The following is a 17,308-nucleotide window of genomic DNA, read 5'->3' on the forward strand; positions in this document are numbered from 1 at the left end:
ATCTATGGTTCTGTTCACTTCACCGATGCATCGGTAACATCCGCTCCCAGCCATTCTGTGCTCAGCTTGCCAAGCGTACCGTCTGCCTTTAATTCCTTGATAGCTCCGTCAATGGCATCTGAGAGCTTTTGCGATTCAGCTTCATTTTTGCGGAAGACATACAGAATGTCTGCGGAGGACAGTTCATCGCCTACAGCCTTCAGCTTGCCTTGCGGATCAATGACCGGCAGTACAAAATCTGCAGCGAGCGTTGCATTCACCCGTCCCGAGCTAATTTGACTTACCGTATCATTGGCGGCTCCGTTCTGATAGACGATCGTAATCGCATTGTCATGCTCCTTGTTGTAGTTCTCCAGAATGGTGGACTGCGCACTGGTCGCACTGGTCAACACCTTTTTACCTTTCAGATCATCCAGCGACTGAATCGGATCGTTATTGTCCTTGGCAACAATAATGCGGTTTCTCCAATGGGCATAGGCTTCTTTGTTAAAGGAGTACTTTTGCTCCCTCTCCGGGTTTTTCTCCATGACGTGAGCGACCAGATCAATTTTTTTGGTGTCCAGACTCAGCAGCAAATTGCTGAAATCCATCGTCTGCAGTTCAAATTCGTACTCCGGCAGACGGTTGTCAACTTCCTTGATCAGTTCCACATCAAAGCCTGTTAGCTTGCCGTTCTCATCGATGTAGCATACCTTGGGAAAACCAGTTCCTGTACCGACGACGATCTTGGTCACTTGGGCTGGCTTTTCTGTTGCGGCAGAAGGTTCTGCCTTAGTTTGTGGTGCTGCTTCAGCTACATTGTTGCCCTTATTGCTGCTCGCACTATTATTACCGCAGCCCGCAATCGCAAGCGTCAAAATCAAAGCATAGGCTAGCGAGATTGTCTTCTTCGTCTTCTTCATCTTTTATATCCCCTTTAAATGGAAGTTGTTGGGTCTGCAAGCTTCTTTCTCATTAGAACCATAATCCCGTCGCCATTGCCGGGGTCCAGCTCCACAAATTTTTCGTACCCCCGCCGTTCATACATTGAAACCAGCCAGGGATGTTTTTGCGCTGTTGCCAAAGTTACAGCAGATGCTCCCAGCTTGCCGAGGATGATATTCTCCTCCACCCAATCCAGCAGCTTGCCGCCATACCCTTTTCCGCGGGAGTCCGGATTGACCGCAAACCACTTGACAAAAGGAAGCTCAGTAAGCGTCTTGATCTCCTCGCCCTTGGAAAGCGTGACCGTCGCCTGCACACTGTTGTCAATTTCAAGTACATAACACTCGTTACTGGCTATATTATCTTCGATCAGGGCCACATCGGCTGTAGCTGCCGGCCAATGCAGCCCGAGTTCACGAATCATGGCATAGGCGCGATATGTAATATCCTGCAATCGCTGTGCATCTTTAAGCTCTGCAAGCCGGTAGACCTCCCCCATCTCCAATCCCTCCAGCAAATCATATTATATAATCCCCATAGAATTAGTTGTGATTATATGCAATTAACTTTATCACTGCATGCAACCATGCGCTAATAGAGTTTTTTAATCCATTTATACAATAAGTCGATTAGGCGTTCTGCCCGGCACGATCTCTAGCAGGCTTTCAACAAATCCGGCATGCTCCCCATTCAGAGAGATTAGGCTGGTCCGTAAAGAGATGCCCTCCGTCTCGGCAATATCCACCCGAATTAAGGTTCCGGCTTTCACTTCATCCTGAACACTCAGGGCCGGGAGAAAGCAAATACCCGCTTTTCTGATCACCAGCTTCTTGGCTGTCTCCAGATTATCTACCTGATACACAATATTCGGCGGCTGCTCCATGCTCTCCAATACGCGGTGGAGCCGCAACCAATCCAAAGAACCGCATTCAAAGAAAACAAGCGTCTCCTCGCGAATACTCTGAATGGAAGTGCGGCCCGGCCCGGGCTGTGCCAGAGGATGTCCCTCGTACACATATAAGGAGATGGGGTCTTCACAGAATGGATAGGCCTGGATCGCCGGATTCACTACTTTACGGATAAAGGCAAGGTCAATATCCTTCGCTTTCAGCTTGTCAATCAAAGCTTCGGTGGGCGCTGTTGTCAGTTTGAGCGTCAGGTTTGGATAAGCGCTCTTCAAATGCAGCAGAAGATGCGGCATCAGATAATTGGAGACCGATACCGTACTCCCGATTCTCAGCTCATCCGGAACAAGTCCTTTCGATTGGATTTGATGTTTGCCTGATTGGTAGACCTGCAGAATTTGCTGAGCGTAGGGGAGGAACTGCCTGCCTTTTTCTGTGAGATGAATCTGCTTGCCGAGCCGGTCAAACACTCTGCAATCCAGCTCCCGTTCGAGCGACTGAATACGGGCAGTCACTGTAGGCTGGGAAATATACAGGACATCTGCCGCCTTATTGAAGCTCCCATAGTGGTTGATATATACAAAGGCCTCAATATTTTCGATGTTCAATTGCCTTCCCCTCCATCTCACTCATATAATATTTACTTTTCCAATCGATTAACAAGGAATTAAAGCAGTACTTACCTATAGATTTAGTTTATATCTTATTCACAGCTCCTTTTCTTGTCAACTAATCACGCTTATAGATAGAACTTTTCTATCCTTTTATCAGAAATGTTAAATTCCTCTTATATTCATCGGATTTGTCGATTATAATGAAGGTCATTCATTCGGATTAGGAACAGGAGGCATACGATGTCCAGCTTCAAAGAGATCCATATCCGCAACGCAGCGGATTCAGACCGTGATGCCATTGCCGAACTACTGCTGGAGGCCTATGGTCAATATGCTGCCGAACTGCCTGAGCCCTTTTGGGCTGAATACCGTCATTCCATTCTTGATTCTGTAGATGGAACTGCTCCATATGCGCGGATCATCGCTGAGATGGACAACCGGATTATCGGAAGTGTGCTGCTCTTCCTCTCCTCTGAGAAAGCGTACGGGAGACCGGAGCTGGGCATCCATTCCCCAATTATCCGTCTACTGGCCGTCTCACCGGGTGTCCGGGGCCGCGGGATTGCAGCACTACTCATCCGCGAAGCAGCCAGAAGATCCAAGGAGCTTGGAGCCGCTACCCTGAATCTCCACACCTCGGATATGATGGCTTCAGCGATCAGGCTCTACGACAGACTAGGTTTCCAGCGGGCCTATGACACCGATATTATGAACGGAAATACCCTGGTCAAGGGCTATTGCCTTGATCTGGAAGCCTTCTCCAGTTCTTATAGATAAGGGATACCCTATTAACTTACCTTTGTAAATTGAATAGATTGTAATTGCTCATCCGCTCCTTTAAAATTAACCTTATATGATGAATAAGGGGCTTTACCTATGAATTTTACAGCGATTGACTTTGAAACTGCCAACTCCAGCCGCTCCAGTGCCTGCGCTTTGGGACTTGTTCAAGTGAGAGAAGGCGCAGTGAGCGCCGAGCATGTATGGCTGATTGATCCGCAGCAGCGGTTCGATGGCATGAATATTGCGATTCACGGGATCACCCCCTCAATGGTTGAGGGTAAGCCTACGTTTGACGAGCTATGGCCAACGCTTAAACCGCTGCTGCAGGGAGAGGTTGTGGTAGCGCATAACGCTGCCTTTGATATGAGTGTCCTGCGTTATTGTCTGGACCGCTCGGCCTTCAGCTATCCGGATTTTCAATACATGTGCACCTACCTGCTTGGCAAAAAGATGCTGCAGGAGCTGCCCTCCCATAAACTGAATGTGATGTCCCAGTATTTCGGGATCAGCCTGAAGCATCACGATGCACTGGATGATGCCAGGGCTGCAGCTGCCATTCTGCTCAAGCTGATGGAACGCGGGCAGCATACTGATCCCTTACATCTGGCCGGGAGTCAAGGCTATAAGGCTGGAACGATGTATGCCGGCGGCTATACCCCTTTCAAGTCTCCGCCTAAGAAAGCTGCCAAGAAACCTTCAGCCAAAAAATCTGCTACCACCAAACCTTCCGGTGCTCCGGGTCTTTCATCCTCTTCTGTTTCCCTGGGCCGGAAAGATTTCGGCGGTTCATCTAACTTTAGCAGTTTCTTTTAAATTCTGCCCGGACCGCCAGCGCTTCCCCCAGCACACAGAACCCCCGATCCATGTAGCGGATCGGGGGTTCTTCCTGCTTCTTCTTGCTACACAACCCTATCTATATCCATTGAACTTGAAAACTACTAAAAAGGGTAAATGACGGAGGAGAAGTTTGGAACTGGAGGAGCGAACGCGTCCGCCTTTATATTTGGATTTCTACCGCGTCCAGCGGTTTCAATCAGGAAATCCAAATATAACAGCGGCCGGAAGTCCAAACATTCTCTGCAGTTACGTTCCATCCCGCGTTAGTATAATTTCAGTTCAGCTTATCTAGATCTTCAACCGATACACAGCCTTATTCTCCAGCCCCCGGATGAATGGCGTCCATTCCTCAGTCTCCGGTGTCGTATCCAGCGCGTCTTCCACCATCTGCAGCTTCGCATCCATCGCATCAATATGATGAAGAGCCACGGCCTCTGCCGTCTGCGGCTGAACCGGGCTTCCCCACTCACCCAGGTTATGGTGGGATAATACGAGATGCTGTAAGCCGAGCACTTTTTCCGATTCCAAATCAATACCTGAGCGGATCGCTGCCTCAGTGATCCAATTAGAAGCCATAGAGATATGACCGATCAGCTTACCCTGCACACTGTAGTCAGACACAATCCCGAACTGCGAGATCATTTCCTCGGGCTTGGCGATATCATGCAGAATAATCCCCGCCTTCATCAGGTCGGGATTCAGGAACGGCCGCTGCTTGCAGAGGAACTCCCCGATTTCCAGCATCCGCACCATATGATAAGCAAGACCGGCAAAATAAGCGTGATGATGGGTTTTGGCAGCCGGATAATGCATTAATTTCTCTTCCACTTTACCCACACAAAACGATACAATGGTCGCAATCTCCGTGTCGGTGATGCTATTCATCACTCCCTTGATGGTATGAATCAGATCCACCGGACGAATGGGTGCGGACCTTATAAAATCAGTCAGTGAAACATTATCCGAATCACTTGCCAGTCTGATCTTGGTAACCTTCACTTGAAGCTTTTCGCGGTAGGTATGCGCAACCCCGCGTACCTTCACAAGTGCCATCGGGAAAAAGGTCTCTTTATCCGTTGTGCTTACATCCCAAAATTTGGCCGAGATTTGACCGCTGGAATCTCCCAGAACAATATCAAAATAATCCTTTGGAGGAGTACCGTTTGTTTGTTTGATTACCAGCTCCCGTAGCAGATAAAAGCCGACAAATTCATCCTGCGGAGATAGCTGTTTAATAAGTGTCATTTTGGAGCCTCCCATTACTAACAGGATCTTAGCCTGTTGTGTATATTAAACTTTAGACATTCACCTCCAAAATCCCTCTAATTACTATACGATTCCTAATTGGATTTATGCTCTCGTCCCACTACATGCCGTTCTTCATCGATAAAAAAAGGGGTTATCCCAGGCCAATTGCAAATGACCAAGGATAACCCCTTCAATGCTTATTAGGAAATTACTTGCCTGCGGTTTCCAGAGCGGCTTTGATCGCTTCTACCACTTTGGCGGAAACTGCCTTCTCATCATCGTTGGAACCGAATGCAGCCGCACGATATCCGTACTTGTGCAGACCAGAACCGGACGAGGTAGTCTCAATTTCGGCTTTTACAGCTTTTTCAGCGTCGGTCAATTGATTGAGTCCCTTTACTTTGCCTGCATAGTCCAGGAAGTAGAGAACCATGTTCACAGGAACACCGTTTTTGACATAGACCATAACATTTACCGACTTGTCAGTACTTACACCAATGAAGGTTCCGTCAAAGTAAGCTGCTTTGTTCGCTTCAGTAACTTCGGCTTTGCCGTAAGCTCTGTCCACAGCAGCCTTTAGTGCCTTGCTGCTGCTGGTTGCGCCAGATATTGCATCTACTTGCTGAACGCCTTCTCTTGTGCCTGCGGCAAGGAAGCTGGCTGTCAGCTGAGGAAGGGCTTTTTGTACTTCAACATAAGCGTTTTTACCCAGGTCAACCATGTTCATGCCTACACGGGTAAGCGTTACATTTACGATTTTACCATTACGCAAGGTAACATCAGCTTTGTTGGTTCCTTTATCATAAGCATCACCGTAGGCGGTGAATGTACCGTCTTTATAAGTGCCTTGAACTTTGGAAGCATTGGTCAAAGCGTCAACCAGAGCTGCCTTTGCTGCTGCAGACAAGGTTTCTTGACCGTTTACATAATCCATTTCTACGCCTTTGTCCAGCATAGCTGCTGTAAGCTGGTTCACCAGCGTTTTTTGTTCTGGAGTCAGCTTGTCGTCAGCAATCAGCTTGCCGTCGGTTCCAAACAAGCTCATTTTAATACCAGTTACCTGGTCTGCTGCTACATCAACAAGCAGCAGGACTTTGGAAGCATTGTCTACACCGGCAAATTTTCCGTCAAAATACTGGCCGGCTGTTGGAACTTTCAGAGCCTTTTCAAAAGCTCTTTCTACAGCCTGATTCCAGCCGTGGCTGCTTTCGGTAGCGCCGGAAATGCCGTCTACTTTCTCATCATAATTAGCGATATAAGAACCATTAGCAAGTAATTTTGCAGTCATTGGTGCATTGGCGTTTACCACTTCGGCATAGGCAGTTGCACCTCTGTCGATCAGGTTGGTGCCCAGTCTGTACAGCTTTACATCTACCAGCTTGCCGTTGCGGATAATCACATCTGCTCTTTCTACGCCTACGCTTCTTGCAGTACCGTAAGAAGAATAGAATCCGTCAATGTAAGCGGAAGTGTTGTTGATGGTAGCGTTTTGTTCAGCATCCCAGAAAGCCTTGATAGCAGCCTTGGATTCTGCTTCGTAGCCGGCAACTGGCTGAGCGGAAGAACCGTTAGCGAGCAGTACAGGTGTAATTGCCGTAATCGCAGCAGTCTGTTCTGCAGTGTACGCCTTCTCATCCACGAAACTTCCATTGGCATTCAGCGGATACAGCTTAACAGCAGTAAGCTTGTTCGCATCGTAGCTGGCGAATACTGCGTATTTGCCTTCTGGATCCACACCCATGTGGTCTCCGGCAAAATAAGTAGCATCAGCAGGTTTTACCTTAAGCGATCTTTCAAACGCTCTGTCTACCGCCAGCTTCCAGCCGTTGCTGGAGCGTGTTGCGCCGGAAACAGCATCAACTGCTGCTGCACTGTCTCTGGTTTGGCCAAGCAGTCTTTCTTTCATCAAACCGTAAGCCACCCATACGCCGCTGTAATTGTCGCGTGCATTGACATCGATGATTTTCGGATTGGTTCTCATAAGCTCGATAGCCGTAATCTTGCCATCTTTGATTGTTATTTTAGCGCCTTCAGTACCTTTGGAGTAAGCGTTACCATAAGCAACGTACACTCCATCCTGATACACAGCTTGTTTTACTGTTACAGGTTTAGCAGTTGCTACCGGTTTGGCTGTAGTAACTGGTTTAGCTGTAGCAACTGGTTTTGCCGTGGCAGCTGGTTTGGCTGTAGCAACTGGTTTGGCTGTCACTTTTGGCGTTGCTGCCGGTTTGGCTGTAACAACTGGCTTAGCTGTCGCTTTTGGTGTTGCAGCCGGTTTAGCTGTCGCTTTTGGCGTTGGTTTCGCTGTTGCTTTCGGTGTTGGCTTAGCCGTTGGCTTTGGCGCAGCGGCTGGTTTGGCTGTAGCTGCCGGTGCTTCTTCCGATGCTGCTGAAACCGCATCCACCTTCAGGTTCAGAGCTGGTGCATTAATCGTGTACGCAAGTGGTGCGAGCAGCAAAGCTGCGGTGACTGTCAAAGAAATTAGCTTTTTCAATGAGTATTCTCCTTTACCATATCCCCAGTAGTATGTAGCATTTCAAATACAAGCTTTACCATGCTTATCGTCTCTTCTGTTCTTATGAGGTTCCTCCTTTGTCTTCATAAGACATAAGAGCCCATCCCCCCTCTCCAGTTCGTGCGCGACCCATCCCGTGTACGAAAGAATGCATCCATTTTATATGGTCTATACAAAAGGTGAATTAATTCACATAAAAGGATTCAAGCCTGCCAGCGGTAATTTCTGGCTTGATGGTATCAAATTTATCCTTTGATTCTCTGTATACAAAATCACATACCCTATAAGAAACATCACTATTTCGAAATTAATTCAAAATAGGTACTTTTATTTCCTCTCATTTTCTCCCATTTACTCCGGGTTATGATAATCATGTGATTCTTTATATTGTATTCTCAATAATGGATGTGATATTTTAAAACAATGTCTATTGAATAGAAAAGAGTCCTAACCTTGCTGTCCCCCCTCCTGCCGGAGTCATTCTCGCTCAAATTGGAACAGTCCCCAATGCCAAGGCCGTCCGGCCCTATCTGCAAACAATGTATAAGCTGGCCATCGAAGGCCGGGAGCTGCTCGAAGAAGGCGGCGGGCAATCAGACACCTCATTGCAAGACTGGATCTGAAAGTCCCCTTCATATGCTTAGAAAATAATACAAGCCGCCTATCCGCATCAAAACATGCGAGTAGAGCGGCTTGTCAGCCTGATTCCGTAAGGACTCTATGAATGAAAGTTCGACTCATGCAGTCAACTGTTTGTATTTGGAAGTCAATTCCTCAAACCATTGCTTATCCTGTAACGACAGTGCAAAATCGATTAATTCGGCGATTTCTCCCGGCTGCAATTCAGGTGAATCGTTGAAACTCACCTCTGCCCATGCCACAGCCTCTCCGTCAGCACCTTCTGCAAAATCATAAGAAAAACGAAGCTTGATATCACTCTCCAAAAATTCGTTCCTCAGGAAGTACAGCACCTCACACATCAGAACCGGCCGGGTATGGTTGTCAAAGATACACTCCATAACCTTGGCCCAGTAGTGCTGGTTGCTGAGATGCAGCTTGTCATTGGTTAACAGATACTGCTCACCTTGAAAATCATTAACGAACCTCAGTTCAAGCGGCTCCATTTTAAAAATCGCTGCGATTTGCTTTCTGGTGATATTCACGATGTCCTGCGTATCCAATCTCATCATTTCATACACCCCGTTCCTCATATTTGGGCTTTCCGTACCTTGTCATCATCACAATAAGGCAATAATTTTAATTAATTTAAAAGTATTATCGTCTATTTTCTGCTGTTTGTTAATGTTTTTTATGAAAATTTTAAAAAAACATGTTTCTTAATGTGATGAAATGGTTAAATTATATGTTTTGATTACAATATCGTTACTTTTACAGCCCGGGGAGTCTAAAAGTACTACATCAAGCGATTATTTCCATAGTAAAAATGGGGTATCCCAGTCAAATGAATGACTGTAGACACCCCATCGCTTGAACTGGCTATTTTGAACTATACAAACAAGGAAACGAGTTGAATTCCCTCTTCCGGCGAAATGCGGACCAAGCCTTTATCGGAGATGCGCAGGGTCGGGATCACCGCCAGCGCAAGCAAGGACAAGGTCATAAAGGCATAGTTCAACGTACACCCCGAATCATAAAGCGCCTTGCTGATCGCCGCAGATTGTGCCGCTGCAATTTCGAACGGCTCTACGGACATCAGTCCGGCAATAGCCAGCGGAAAAAGCGTGGTTCCGGTGGCTGTGATTACAGCCACACCGCCCTGAGCTTCAGCTACCGCCCCCGCCGCTGTCGCCATCAGTTCATCATCATTGCCAATCACCAGCACATTGTGGCTGTCATGGGCCACGGTCATGGCTATGGCCGCAGGCTCATGGAAGCCGATTCCTGCTACAACACCAACCGATTTGTTGCCGGTTCCTCTGTGGCGCTCAAAGACAGCTATTTTGCAAAGACCGTTCTCCACTTGCAGTCTTCCTGCTTCTACGGGCAACTGCAGAATAAGCTCCTCTGTCTCCACATGGTTCTCAATAACACGGATGACCCGTGTTGACAGATTACCAGACTCAATGGGCGCATGGATCACAAAATCCTCAGCCACTGGGAGCTGCGGCAAATGAACTGAAGTCAGCACTTCATCAGGATACGTATACGTCTCGAGGGGAGCAGTAATGAACCCATTCTCGGCCACTACAACGCCTGCCGCTATAGTCATCACTACATGAACATCCGCCAGATTGCCATCCAGCAAAATCATATCGGCACAGGACCCCGGTGTAATCGAGCCGATATCACGGGCAACTCCAAAGCGCTCAGCAGTGTTGATCGTCGCCATTTGAAAGGCGGTCACCGGCTTCACCCCTTGAGAGATGGCATGGCGCACCACAAAATCCATATGACCTTCGTCACGCAAGGATTCCGAGCTGCGGTCATCGGTCACGAGCAGCATCCGGCGCGGGTCCAGCCCATGCTCCGTGTGTGCGGTAATCGTCTTCGCCACATCATGCCAGGCGGAGCCGCGGCGCATTTTGGCATACATGCCCAGACGGACGCGTTCGATTACATCCTCGGCCGTGACACACTCATGATCGCCGGTTACGCCAGCGGCCGCGTACACCGGAAGCCTCCAATCATTCGAAGGCCAGGTGAAATGCCCATCTACCACCCGGCCTGCGCGCAATGTCGCCTGGATTTCCCCTAGCATTTTTGCATCGCCGTAAACCACACCGGGGAAGTTCATCACTTCGCCCAGCGCAATAACGTCGTCGCCCCAAGTATAGGCTTCCGCTACCTCGACCGGTCCTATGGAAGCACCGGTCGTTTCAAATTCCGCACCCGCCGATGGCACACAGGAGGCTACCTGCATATATGCAGCGAGCGGTGTTCCGCGCATCTCCTCCAGCATCAGCTGAATACCCTTCAGTCCGAACACGTTGGCAATCTCATGCGCGTCGAAGAATCCGCCTGTAGTACCAAGCGGCAACACCGCGCGGGCAAATTCCGTCACCGTCAGCTGCGTGCTCTCAATATGACAGTGTCCGTCCAGCAGACCCGGAGCCAGATATCTACCGGCGGCTTCAATGACCTGAGTGCTTTTGCCGATCATGTGTGAGACGTCCTTGCCTACATATGCGATACGTCCGCCCTGGACGGCGACAGACATTCCCTCCAGAATTTCACCAGAGCATACATTGACGAGTTTGCTTCCAGTAACAACCAGGGTAGCCGGCAGATCGCCTCGCGCGGTAGCCACAAGATCCGGGACACAATCGGCAAGCGGGTTTCTTTTATATAACATATACTTCTCTCCTCCCGTGGGCATGTACAAACAGCATTATACCGGATAGGATCGCTTTAATCCGCATTTGCTTCATATACATCTAATGCCGCCTGAACGCCAAGCCCGCAAGGAGCTGCATAACCGTGCCGCAACAGGGCAGCCTCCAGCGCGCCCAGCACACGCAGTACATTATTCTCACGGCAGCTGAAGCCCATGGTGCCAATGCGCCAAATCAGCCCTTTTAGTGGACCGAAAGAGCTGGCAATCTCAATGCCAAAGCGGCTAAGCAGCATCTCCCGCACCGACTCGCCGTCCACCCCTTCCGGAATGAGTACACAGGTCACAACCGTCAGCTTGCTCCCCGGGTCTCCATATAGCTCTAGGCCCATCGCCGTAAGTCCAGCGACCAGAGCCCGTTCGTGCAAGGCATGCCGGGTATGCCGCTCCCGAAGCCCTTCTTCCAGTACGAGCCGCACTCCCTCCCGCAGTGCGTAGAGCATGGAGGTCATTTCAGTATGGTGATTCAGCCTCTGTTCGCTCCAGTAATCCTGCAGCATGCCCAGATCAAAATAATTGCTGCGAACCACTGGCAGCTCACTGCTCTGAGCTCCGCCTGTGCGCAGTCCGCGTTCTACCTGTTTACGCTTCATAAGTTTGGCTTCGGCGCGCTCATTATAGGTTACCGGCGCCATGCCTGAAGGAATGGACAGGCATTTCTGTGTGCCGCCGATAACGGCATCCAGCATCCAGGCATCCGTCTCCACCGGCACTCCGCCAATAGTCGCCACAGCATCCACAATCAGCAGCGCATCGTGCTCACGGCAGGCCCGCCCAATCCCGGCCAGCGGCTGCACCCGTCCAGTCGAGGTCTCGCCATGAACCATGGCAACCACGTCAGGTTGGAAGCTATTGATCGCGGTGATGACTTCTTCCGGCGTAAATACACTGCCCCAGGTTTTCTCGATTGTGAATACCTCGGCACCGCAGCGTTCGGCGATCTCATGCAGCAGATGGCCGAACCGCCCATAGATCGGAATCAGCACACGGTCACCCGGAGCGATCAGGCTGACCATTACCGCTTCAATACCGGAGCGAGAGGTACCGTCTACGGGATAAGCCCATTTATTCTCCGTTGCGAACAGCTCGCGCAACATCCCCATCGTCTCATTCATAATGTCTGTAAATTCAGGATCGAATTGTCCGAGTACCGGAAAAGACATCGCCCGCAGCACGCGCGGATCGACCTCCACCGGTCCGGGGGTCATAATGCACCGCAGGGATGGCGACAAATCTTCGTACCGCTTCATGATCATCTCTCCCTCTATAGGTTCAGCTTTCCTCATAGGCAAGCTTATATAATAATGCTGTCAGAACATCCAGCCCAGCCGCCAGCTCTTCCGGTGAGGAGTATTCTTCCGGAGAATGGCTGATCCCTGCCCGGCTGGGCACAAAAATCATCGCCGCCGGACACCTTGGTGCGAACAGCTGGGCATCATGCCCCGCTCCGCTCACCATACTGCGGAAGCTTCTCCCCTGCTCCTGGCAGATGTGTTCAAGAGCTTCACAGAGCGCCGGGTTCATCGGCGCGGGAGACGTAGCCAGCGTCTGCTCAAGCTCAAGCTTAAGCCCGCGCCGGGCCGCAATCTCTCCGAACTTTGTCATGACCCGGGAACAGAAGCTCTCCAGCCGCTCTGCCTCACTGTGGCGGATATCCAGCGTGAACTGCACTTCGCCCGGGATCACATTCGAGGTTCCCGGAAAAACTTCCAGCCTGCCGGTAGTGGCTACCAGCGGCTCTCCCGCTTCCACAGCAAACTGCTCAAGCGCAGACAACATCTCCGCTGTACCGGCAAGCGCATCCTGGCGCAGCCCCATCGGCGTTGTTCCGGCATGATTCGCGGTTCCAATGACTCTGGCAGTGAATCGTCTTTGGCCAACAATCGCCTGCACCACCCCGATTTGCTGGGCGGACTGCTCCAGAATGATTCCCTGCTCGATATGCAGTTCGACATACATCCCGATGTCGTCTCTCCGGGCGGAATTCATGAGGCGGTCACCGTGATTATCATGATCAGTCCGGCTCCCCTGGTTTGGTAGGCCGCAGGACTCCATCGCCGCCATGAGTGTAATCCCCTCCAGATCAGAAACAGACTCTGCCACGCTTCCGTTATATAGGCCCGTCACATTCCCGGAACCCCAGAACGTCAGCGGAAAGCGGCTCCCCTCCTCCTCACAGAACGCAGCAACCTCCAACGTCCGCAGCGGCGGCCCAAAAGTTTCTGCCAAATAGTGCATCGCGGTGACTGCAGCCGCTACTCCATAAGCTCCGTCATATTTGCCTCCGTTCACCACGGTGTCGATATGGGAGCCGGTAAGGATGACTTTATCGGAATCCTGTGATCCGCTCAGCCGTCCAAAGACATTACCTACTGGATCCGTATGAACCTCCAGGCCGAGCCCAGCCATTTTTTCCTGCAAAAAATGCTGTGCCCCGCTCCACTCCGGCGTATATAACAGGCGGGTAACACCCGGACCCGGAGTGCTGAACGCTGCCAGTTCCTCGAGCAGCTCCAGCATATCCGTAGCCGGTGCGTGCAGGAACGGTCTCTTCATAGAGCAGGCTGCGTATAATTAATTTGCAGCCATTCCCCTTTGTCCGGCGAGACCACACCTTGTTCAGCGGTATATACCACATTCCCCCGGCAGATCGTGGCTGTAACCTTGCAGGATAAAGTCATTCCGGTATAGGGGCTGTGCTTGTGCCGATAGAACAGATCCTCTGCAGCCAGTGTGTAATCGGCCGTTGGGTTCAGAAGCACCAGATCGGCATCCAGCCCCAGCGCGATAGAGCCTTTGCGGTGGTCAAGTCTGAATCGCCGCGCCGGCTTCTCCGACAATAAAGCCGAGACTAGGGTGACCGGCAGTCCGCGTACATGAACTCCTTCATGGAACATCAGCTCCAGGCTGCTCTGGGCCCCCGAGATCCCGCCCCAGGCTTCAAAAAACGTTAAATCAGGATTCAGCTTAAGCTCAGGCGGACAAGGCGAATGATCGGAGGCGATCAGATCGATTTTGCCCTCAGCCAGCACCTCCCACAGCTTTTCCTGCTCTTCAAGGCTTCGGAGCGGCGGAGCGCATTTGGCTACAGGCCCCAGCTGTTCCATGCTGTCTTCACTCAGCATCAGATAATGCGGACAGGTTTCCGCCGTCACATCCAGTCCGCGCTGCTTCGCAGCATGGATCATCTCAATCGCGGCAGCCGTGCTGATATGCACGAAATGCAGCCGGCAGCCGGTGCGTTCACTGTACAGCAGCGCCCGTGATACTGCCTCAAGCTCCGCAATCGCAGGGCGGGAAGCCGCGAAGTCCCGCGCCCCGGTCTTACCGCTGCGTACGGCATCCGCCGATAACACGGCCGTAATATCTTCACTCTCCGCATGCAGGGCGAGAATACCGCCGAGTGCTACGATTTTTTGCATTCCCAAATACAGCGTCTCGTCATCCACCTCACGGAAACGCCCTTCTCCTTCACCGCCGGGATTAGAGATAAAGGCCTTGAAGCCAGTCACACCGGCCTTCGCCAGATCCTCTAAATCCTCCAGATTCCCTGGAACAAGACCGCCCCACAATACATAATCCACTGCAGAATTCCGGGAGGCAGCTTCTGTCTTGAGCTGAAGTGCAGCCTGATTTACCGTAGGCGGATTCCCATTCAGCGGCATATCCGCATAGCAGGTACACCCCCCTGCTGCTAACGCTGCCGAACCGGAACGAAATCCCTCCCAGTGGCCAAACGCCGGTTCATTAAAGTGTACATGCATATCGATCATTCCCGGCAGTACATAGTGCCCCTCCGCATCTATGAGCGTAGTATCTGCCGCCGCCCGAAGCCCTTGGCCCAGTGCAGCGATCTTTCCGTCCTTAACCCCAACATCCAGCTTCCGTACTTCTCCGGGCAGCACGACATCTCCATTTTTGATAATAAGCTCGTATGATTCCTCCATGAATCGGTCACCTCCGGTCATTAACTCTTGCTCTATTTAGCTGCCCCGGTATGTACTGTAGCCTCCGGGAGCAACAAGCAGCGGAACATGGTAATGATCTTCTGTCTTGGTGATATTGAACCGGATCGGGACCTGTTCCAGAAAAAAAACTCCTTCCAGTCCGTTACCTCGAAAGTAATCTCCAGCCATGAACAACAGCTCATAGCAGCCCGTGACTAGTTCCACTCCTTCCAGCAGCGGAGCATCCAGTCTGCCGTCATGGTTTGTAGTTGCCTCACGCAACAGCTTGCCTGGGCCTTCCGCAAGGCTCCAAAGTTGCAGTTTCATCCCCGCGGCCGGCAATCCACGTGACAGATCCAGCACATGAGTTGTCAGACGCCCGCTCATGCTCCAGACCCTCTTTTCCAGCTATGTCTATCTATCAAGCGGACGCTCACAGACTGCTGAACCGTTCCCGCATTCATTTCCAAATCATCAGCAATCCCAAGTCTGCATCCCGGATTCCCCAATTCACAGGCTATACCTACTATCCCCGCTCCAGTCATGGTAGAGCACCTCCGCTGGTTCTATTGGTCCTATATCTTCTGTTTCAATTCACTCTCGCTTTATAGCTCCGTCGTCTTCTCTTGGATCAGATCATTCAGCCGAAAAGCGGTGATTTTGCCAATCTCAGTAAGCGCCTGCTCCCACTCTTCCTCCAGTGTCCGGTTCACACGTTCTTCAATAGACTGGATGATATCATCCTTATTCTTGCCGCGCACAGCCAGGATAAATGGAAAGCGGAATTGTTTCGTATATGCGGCATTCAGCGCGGTAAGCCTGGTGAATTCCTCCAGAGTCAGGCGGTCCAATCCAGCCCCCTGCTGCTCCGCTGCCGATAACGGACTGACCTGAAGCCGGGTCGCCAAATCCGGATGTGCGCGCAAAAGTTCCTCTACCTGTTCTTGCTCCGCATTACGTGCCGTATGCACCATAATCTTGTGCAATTCTGCGATGGAGTGAAACGGAATATGCGCATACGCCCCCTCCGCTACCCAAGGCGAATGTTCGAAGATTCCTCCAAGATTCACTACAAATTCCGCTTCGCTCATACGGTTTATCTCTTCCAGTGTCAAAAATATAGGCGGTGTCATCGTCACAGGCTTTCCTTCTTTCTCCAGTTAACTCTTTCCCGATTGTTTTTAATTTTAACTTAGATGCTCGAATTGCATAAAATGGGCGTGAGATTCAGAACCGCTGCTCTCGAATGAACGGAGTTCCCAGTGATTCCGGTGTGCCGGAGGGCTTGTTGCGGTTGCGGTAGCCGAGGTACATAAGTACCAGAATCGTTACAACGTATGGAATCATTTTGAGGAAATAGGGTGGAATCGTACTGCCGAGCAACTGCATGCGAAATCCTAGTGAATCAAGTGCTCCGAATAAATAGGCACAGAACAATGCGCGAAGCGGATTCCATCGGGCGAAAATCACCAGACCGACAGCGATCCAGCCCCGGCCTGCCGTAAGCCCTTCATTCCATGTCGGTGCGTAAGACAACACCATGTCGGCACCCGCAAGACCAATCAGCACAGTTCCGGCAGTGACATAGCTGTAACGGATCAGCTGTACGCGGATGCCCATAACGTCAGCTGTCGCCGGGCTGTCTCCAACGGCCCGCAAATGCAGACCCCAGGAGGTGTGGTGAATCAGCAGATGCAGCGCGAGCACCAGCAGTAAGCTGAACCAGGTCAGATCATCCATACGGCCGAAGATATCACCGACTACCGGAATCGGCTTCACCCAGCCCAGATCCAGCTTGGGCGAAGTACCCGGCAGCGGAATGCCACTGATGGACTTGCCCAGATAAGCACTTAGACCACTGCCGAACAAGGTCATCGCCAGGCCGGACATGGTCTGGTTGGCACGCAGTGTGACACACAGGAAGGAATGAACGATGCCAAGTACAGCAGTGATAGCCATGGCCGCAAGGAGAGCCAGCAGCAGATTTTCTGTGCGGATATAAACGATACAGGTGGTGACCGCCCCCATCAGCATCAATCCTTCCGCACCCAGTTGGATAATGCCCGCCCGTTCATTCAGGATACCCCCGAGTGTAGCCAGCAGCAGTGGTGTTCCGGCGGATATGGCGGCGATTAATAACTGTGTAGTGAAATCCATGGGTAAACTCCCTTCTCTAAGAGGAT

Annotated in this window: 15 protein-coding genes; 2 read left to right on the top strand and 13 right to left on the bottom strand. The window is 50.9% G+C overall.

The features are described from left to right. Positions 1-14: 14 nt before the first annotated feature. The 3 genes from A3848_RS15330 to A3848_RS15340 all read right to left on the bottom strand — a co-directional run bounded on the left by A3848_RS15330 (position 15) and on the right by A3848_RS15340 (position 2,437). Positions 15-902 carry a transporter substrate-binding domain-containing protein gene (locus tag A3848_RS15330; RefSeq protein WP_074085800.1) on the bottom strand — a complete coding sequence of 296 codons (888 nt, stop codon included), beginning with the start codon at positions 900-902 and terminating at the stop codon, positions 15-17. A gap of 14 nt (positions 903-916) precedes the next feature. Then, on the bottom strand, positions 917-1,423 hold the full coding sequence (locus A3848_RS15335) for a GNAT family N-acetyltransferase (RefSeq protein WP_074085801.1): 507 nt from the start codon (positions 1,421-1,423) through the stop codon (positions 917-919). 114 nt (positions 1,424-1,537) lie between these two features. Then, positions 1,538-2,437, bottom strand: coding sequence for a LysR family transcriptional regulator (locus A3848_RS15340; protein ID WP_074085802.1), 900 nt, complete (start codon positions 2,435-2,437; stop codon positions 1,538-1,540). A gap of 246 nt (positions 2,438-2,683) precedes the next feature. On the opposite strand from A3848_RS15340, the gene A3848_RS15345 reads away from it, so the two are divergent. Together A3848_RS15345 and A3848_RS15350 are read left to right on the top strand one after the other, a co-directional pair. After that, complete coding sequence (locus tag A3848_RS15345; protein ID WP_074085803.1) at positions 2,684-3,220, top strand: GNAT family N-acetyltransferase; 537 nt, start codon at positions 2,684-2,686, stop codon at positions 3,218-3,220. A gap of 99 nt (positions 3,221-3,319) precedes the next feature. Further along, positions 3,320-4,039 (top strand): 3'-5' exonuclease, encoded by a 720-nt coding sequence (locus A3848_RS15350; RefSeq protein ID WP_074085804.1) that lies wholly within the window; start codon positions 3,320-3,322, stop codon positions 4,037-4,039. Positions 4,040-4,351: 312 nt separating this feature from the next. Here A3848_RS15350 and A3848_RS15355 read toward each other — a convergent pair whose 3' ends face one another. The 10 genes from A3848_RS15355 to A3848_RS15405 all read right to left on the bottom strand — a co-directional run bounded on the left by A3848_RS15355 (position 4,352) and on the right by A3848_RS15405 (position 17,282). Further along, on the bottom strand, positions 4,352-5,308 hold the full coding sequence (locus A3848_RS15355; protein WP_074085805.1) for a 3'-5' exoribonuclease YhaM family protein: 957 nt from the start codon (positions 5,306-5,308) through the stop codon (positions 4,352-4,354). Between the two features lie 211 nt (positions 5,309-5,519). Continuing rightward, a complete protein-coding gene (locus A3848_RS15360; RefSeq protein ID WP_074085806.1) occupies positions 5,520-7,805 on the bottom strand; it encodes an FMN-binding protein in 2,286 nt (761 codons plus the stop codon). A gap of 758 nt (positions 7,806-8,563) precedes the next feature. Beyond that, the gene (locus A3848_RS15370) at positions 8,564-9,016 is read right to left on the bottom strand and encodes an IDEAL domain-containing protein (RefSeq protein WP_074085896.1); all 453 of its coding nucleotides are present in this window, start codon (positions 9,014-9,016) and stop codon (positions 8,564-8,566) included. A 317-nt stretch (positions 9,017-9,333) separates the two neighbouring features. Continuing rightward, positions 9,334-11,139 carry an adenine deaminase gene (locus A3848_RS15375; RefSeq protein ID WP_074085808.1) on the bottom strand — a complete coding sequence of 602 codons (1,806 nt, stop codon included), beginning with the start codon at positions 11,137-11,139 and terminating at the stop codon, positions 9,334-9,336. A gap of 56 nt (positions 11,140-11,195) precedes the next feature. Then, positions 11,196-12,428, bottom strand: coding sequence for a pyridoxal-phosphate-dependent aminotransferase family protein (locus tag A3848_RS15380; protein WP_074085809.1), 1,233 nt, complete (start codon positions 12,426-12,428; stop codon positions 11,196-11,198). Positions 12,429-12,450: 22 nt separating this feature from the next. Next, the gene (locus A3848_RS15385; protein ID WP_074085810.1) at positions 12,451-13,734 is read right to left on the bottom strand and encodes a M20 family metallo-hydrolase; all 1,284 of its coding nucleotides are present in this window, start codon (positions 13,732-13,734) and stop codon (positions 12,451-12,453) included. Next, on the bottom strand, positions 13,731-15,125 hold the full coding sequence (locus A3848_RS15390; protein WP_074085811.1) for an allantoinase: 1,395 nt from the start codon (positions 15,123-15,125) through the stop codon (positions 13,731-13,733). Before A3848_RS15390 ends, A3848_RS15385 begins: the two co-directional genes overlap by 4 nt. Positions 15,126-15,161: 36 nt before the next feature. After that, positions 15,162-15,512 (bottom strand): hydroxyisourate hydrolase, encoded by a 351-nt coding sequence (uraH, locus tag A3848_RS15395; protein ID WP_074085812.1) that lies wholly within the window; start codon positions 15,510-15,512, stop codon positions 15,162-15,164. 218 nt (positions 15,513-15,730) lie between these two features. Next, complete coding sequence (uraD, locus tag A3848_RS15400) at positions 15,731-16,216, bottom strand: 2-oxo-4-hydroxy-4-carboxy-5-ureidoimidazoline decarboxylase (RefSeq protein ID WP_244169839.1); 486 nt, start codon at positions 16,214-16,216, stop codon at positions 15,731-15,733. Between the two features lie 136 nt (positions 16,217-16,352). Beyond that, complete coding sequence (locus tag A3848_RS15405) at positions 16,353-17,282, bottom strand: ABC transporter permease (RefSeq protein ID WP_074085814.1); 930 nt, start codon at positions 17,280-17,282, stop codon at positions 16,353-16,355. Positions 17,283-17,308 lie beyond the last annotated feature (26 nt).

The sequence above is a fragment of the Paenibacillus sp. P32E genome, from assembly GCF_001909085.1.
GTDB lineage: Bacteria > Bacillota > Bacilli > Paenibacillales > Paenibacillaceae > Paenibacillus_AQ > Paenibacillus_AQ helianthi.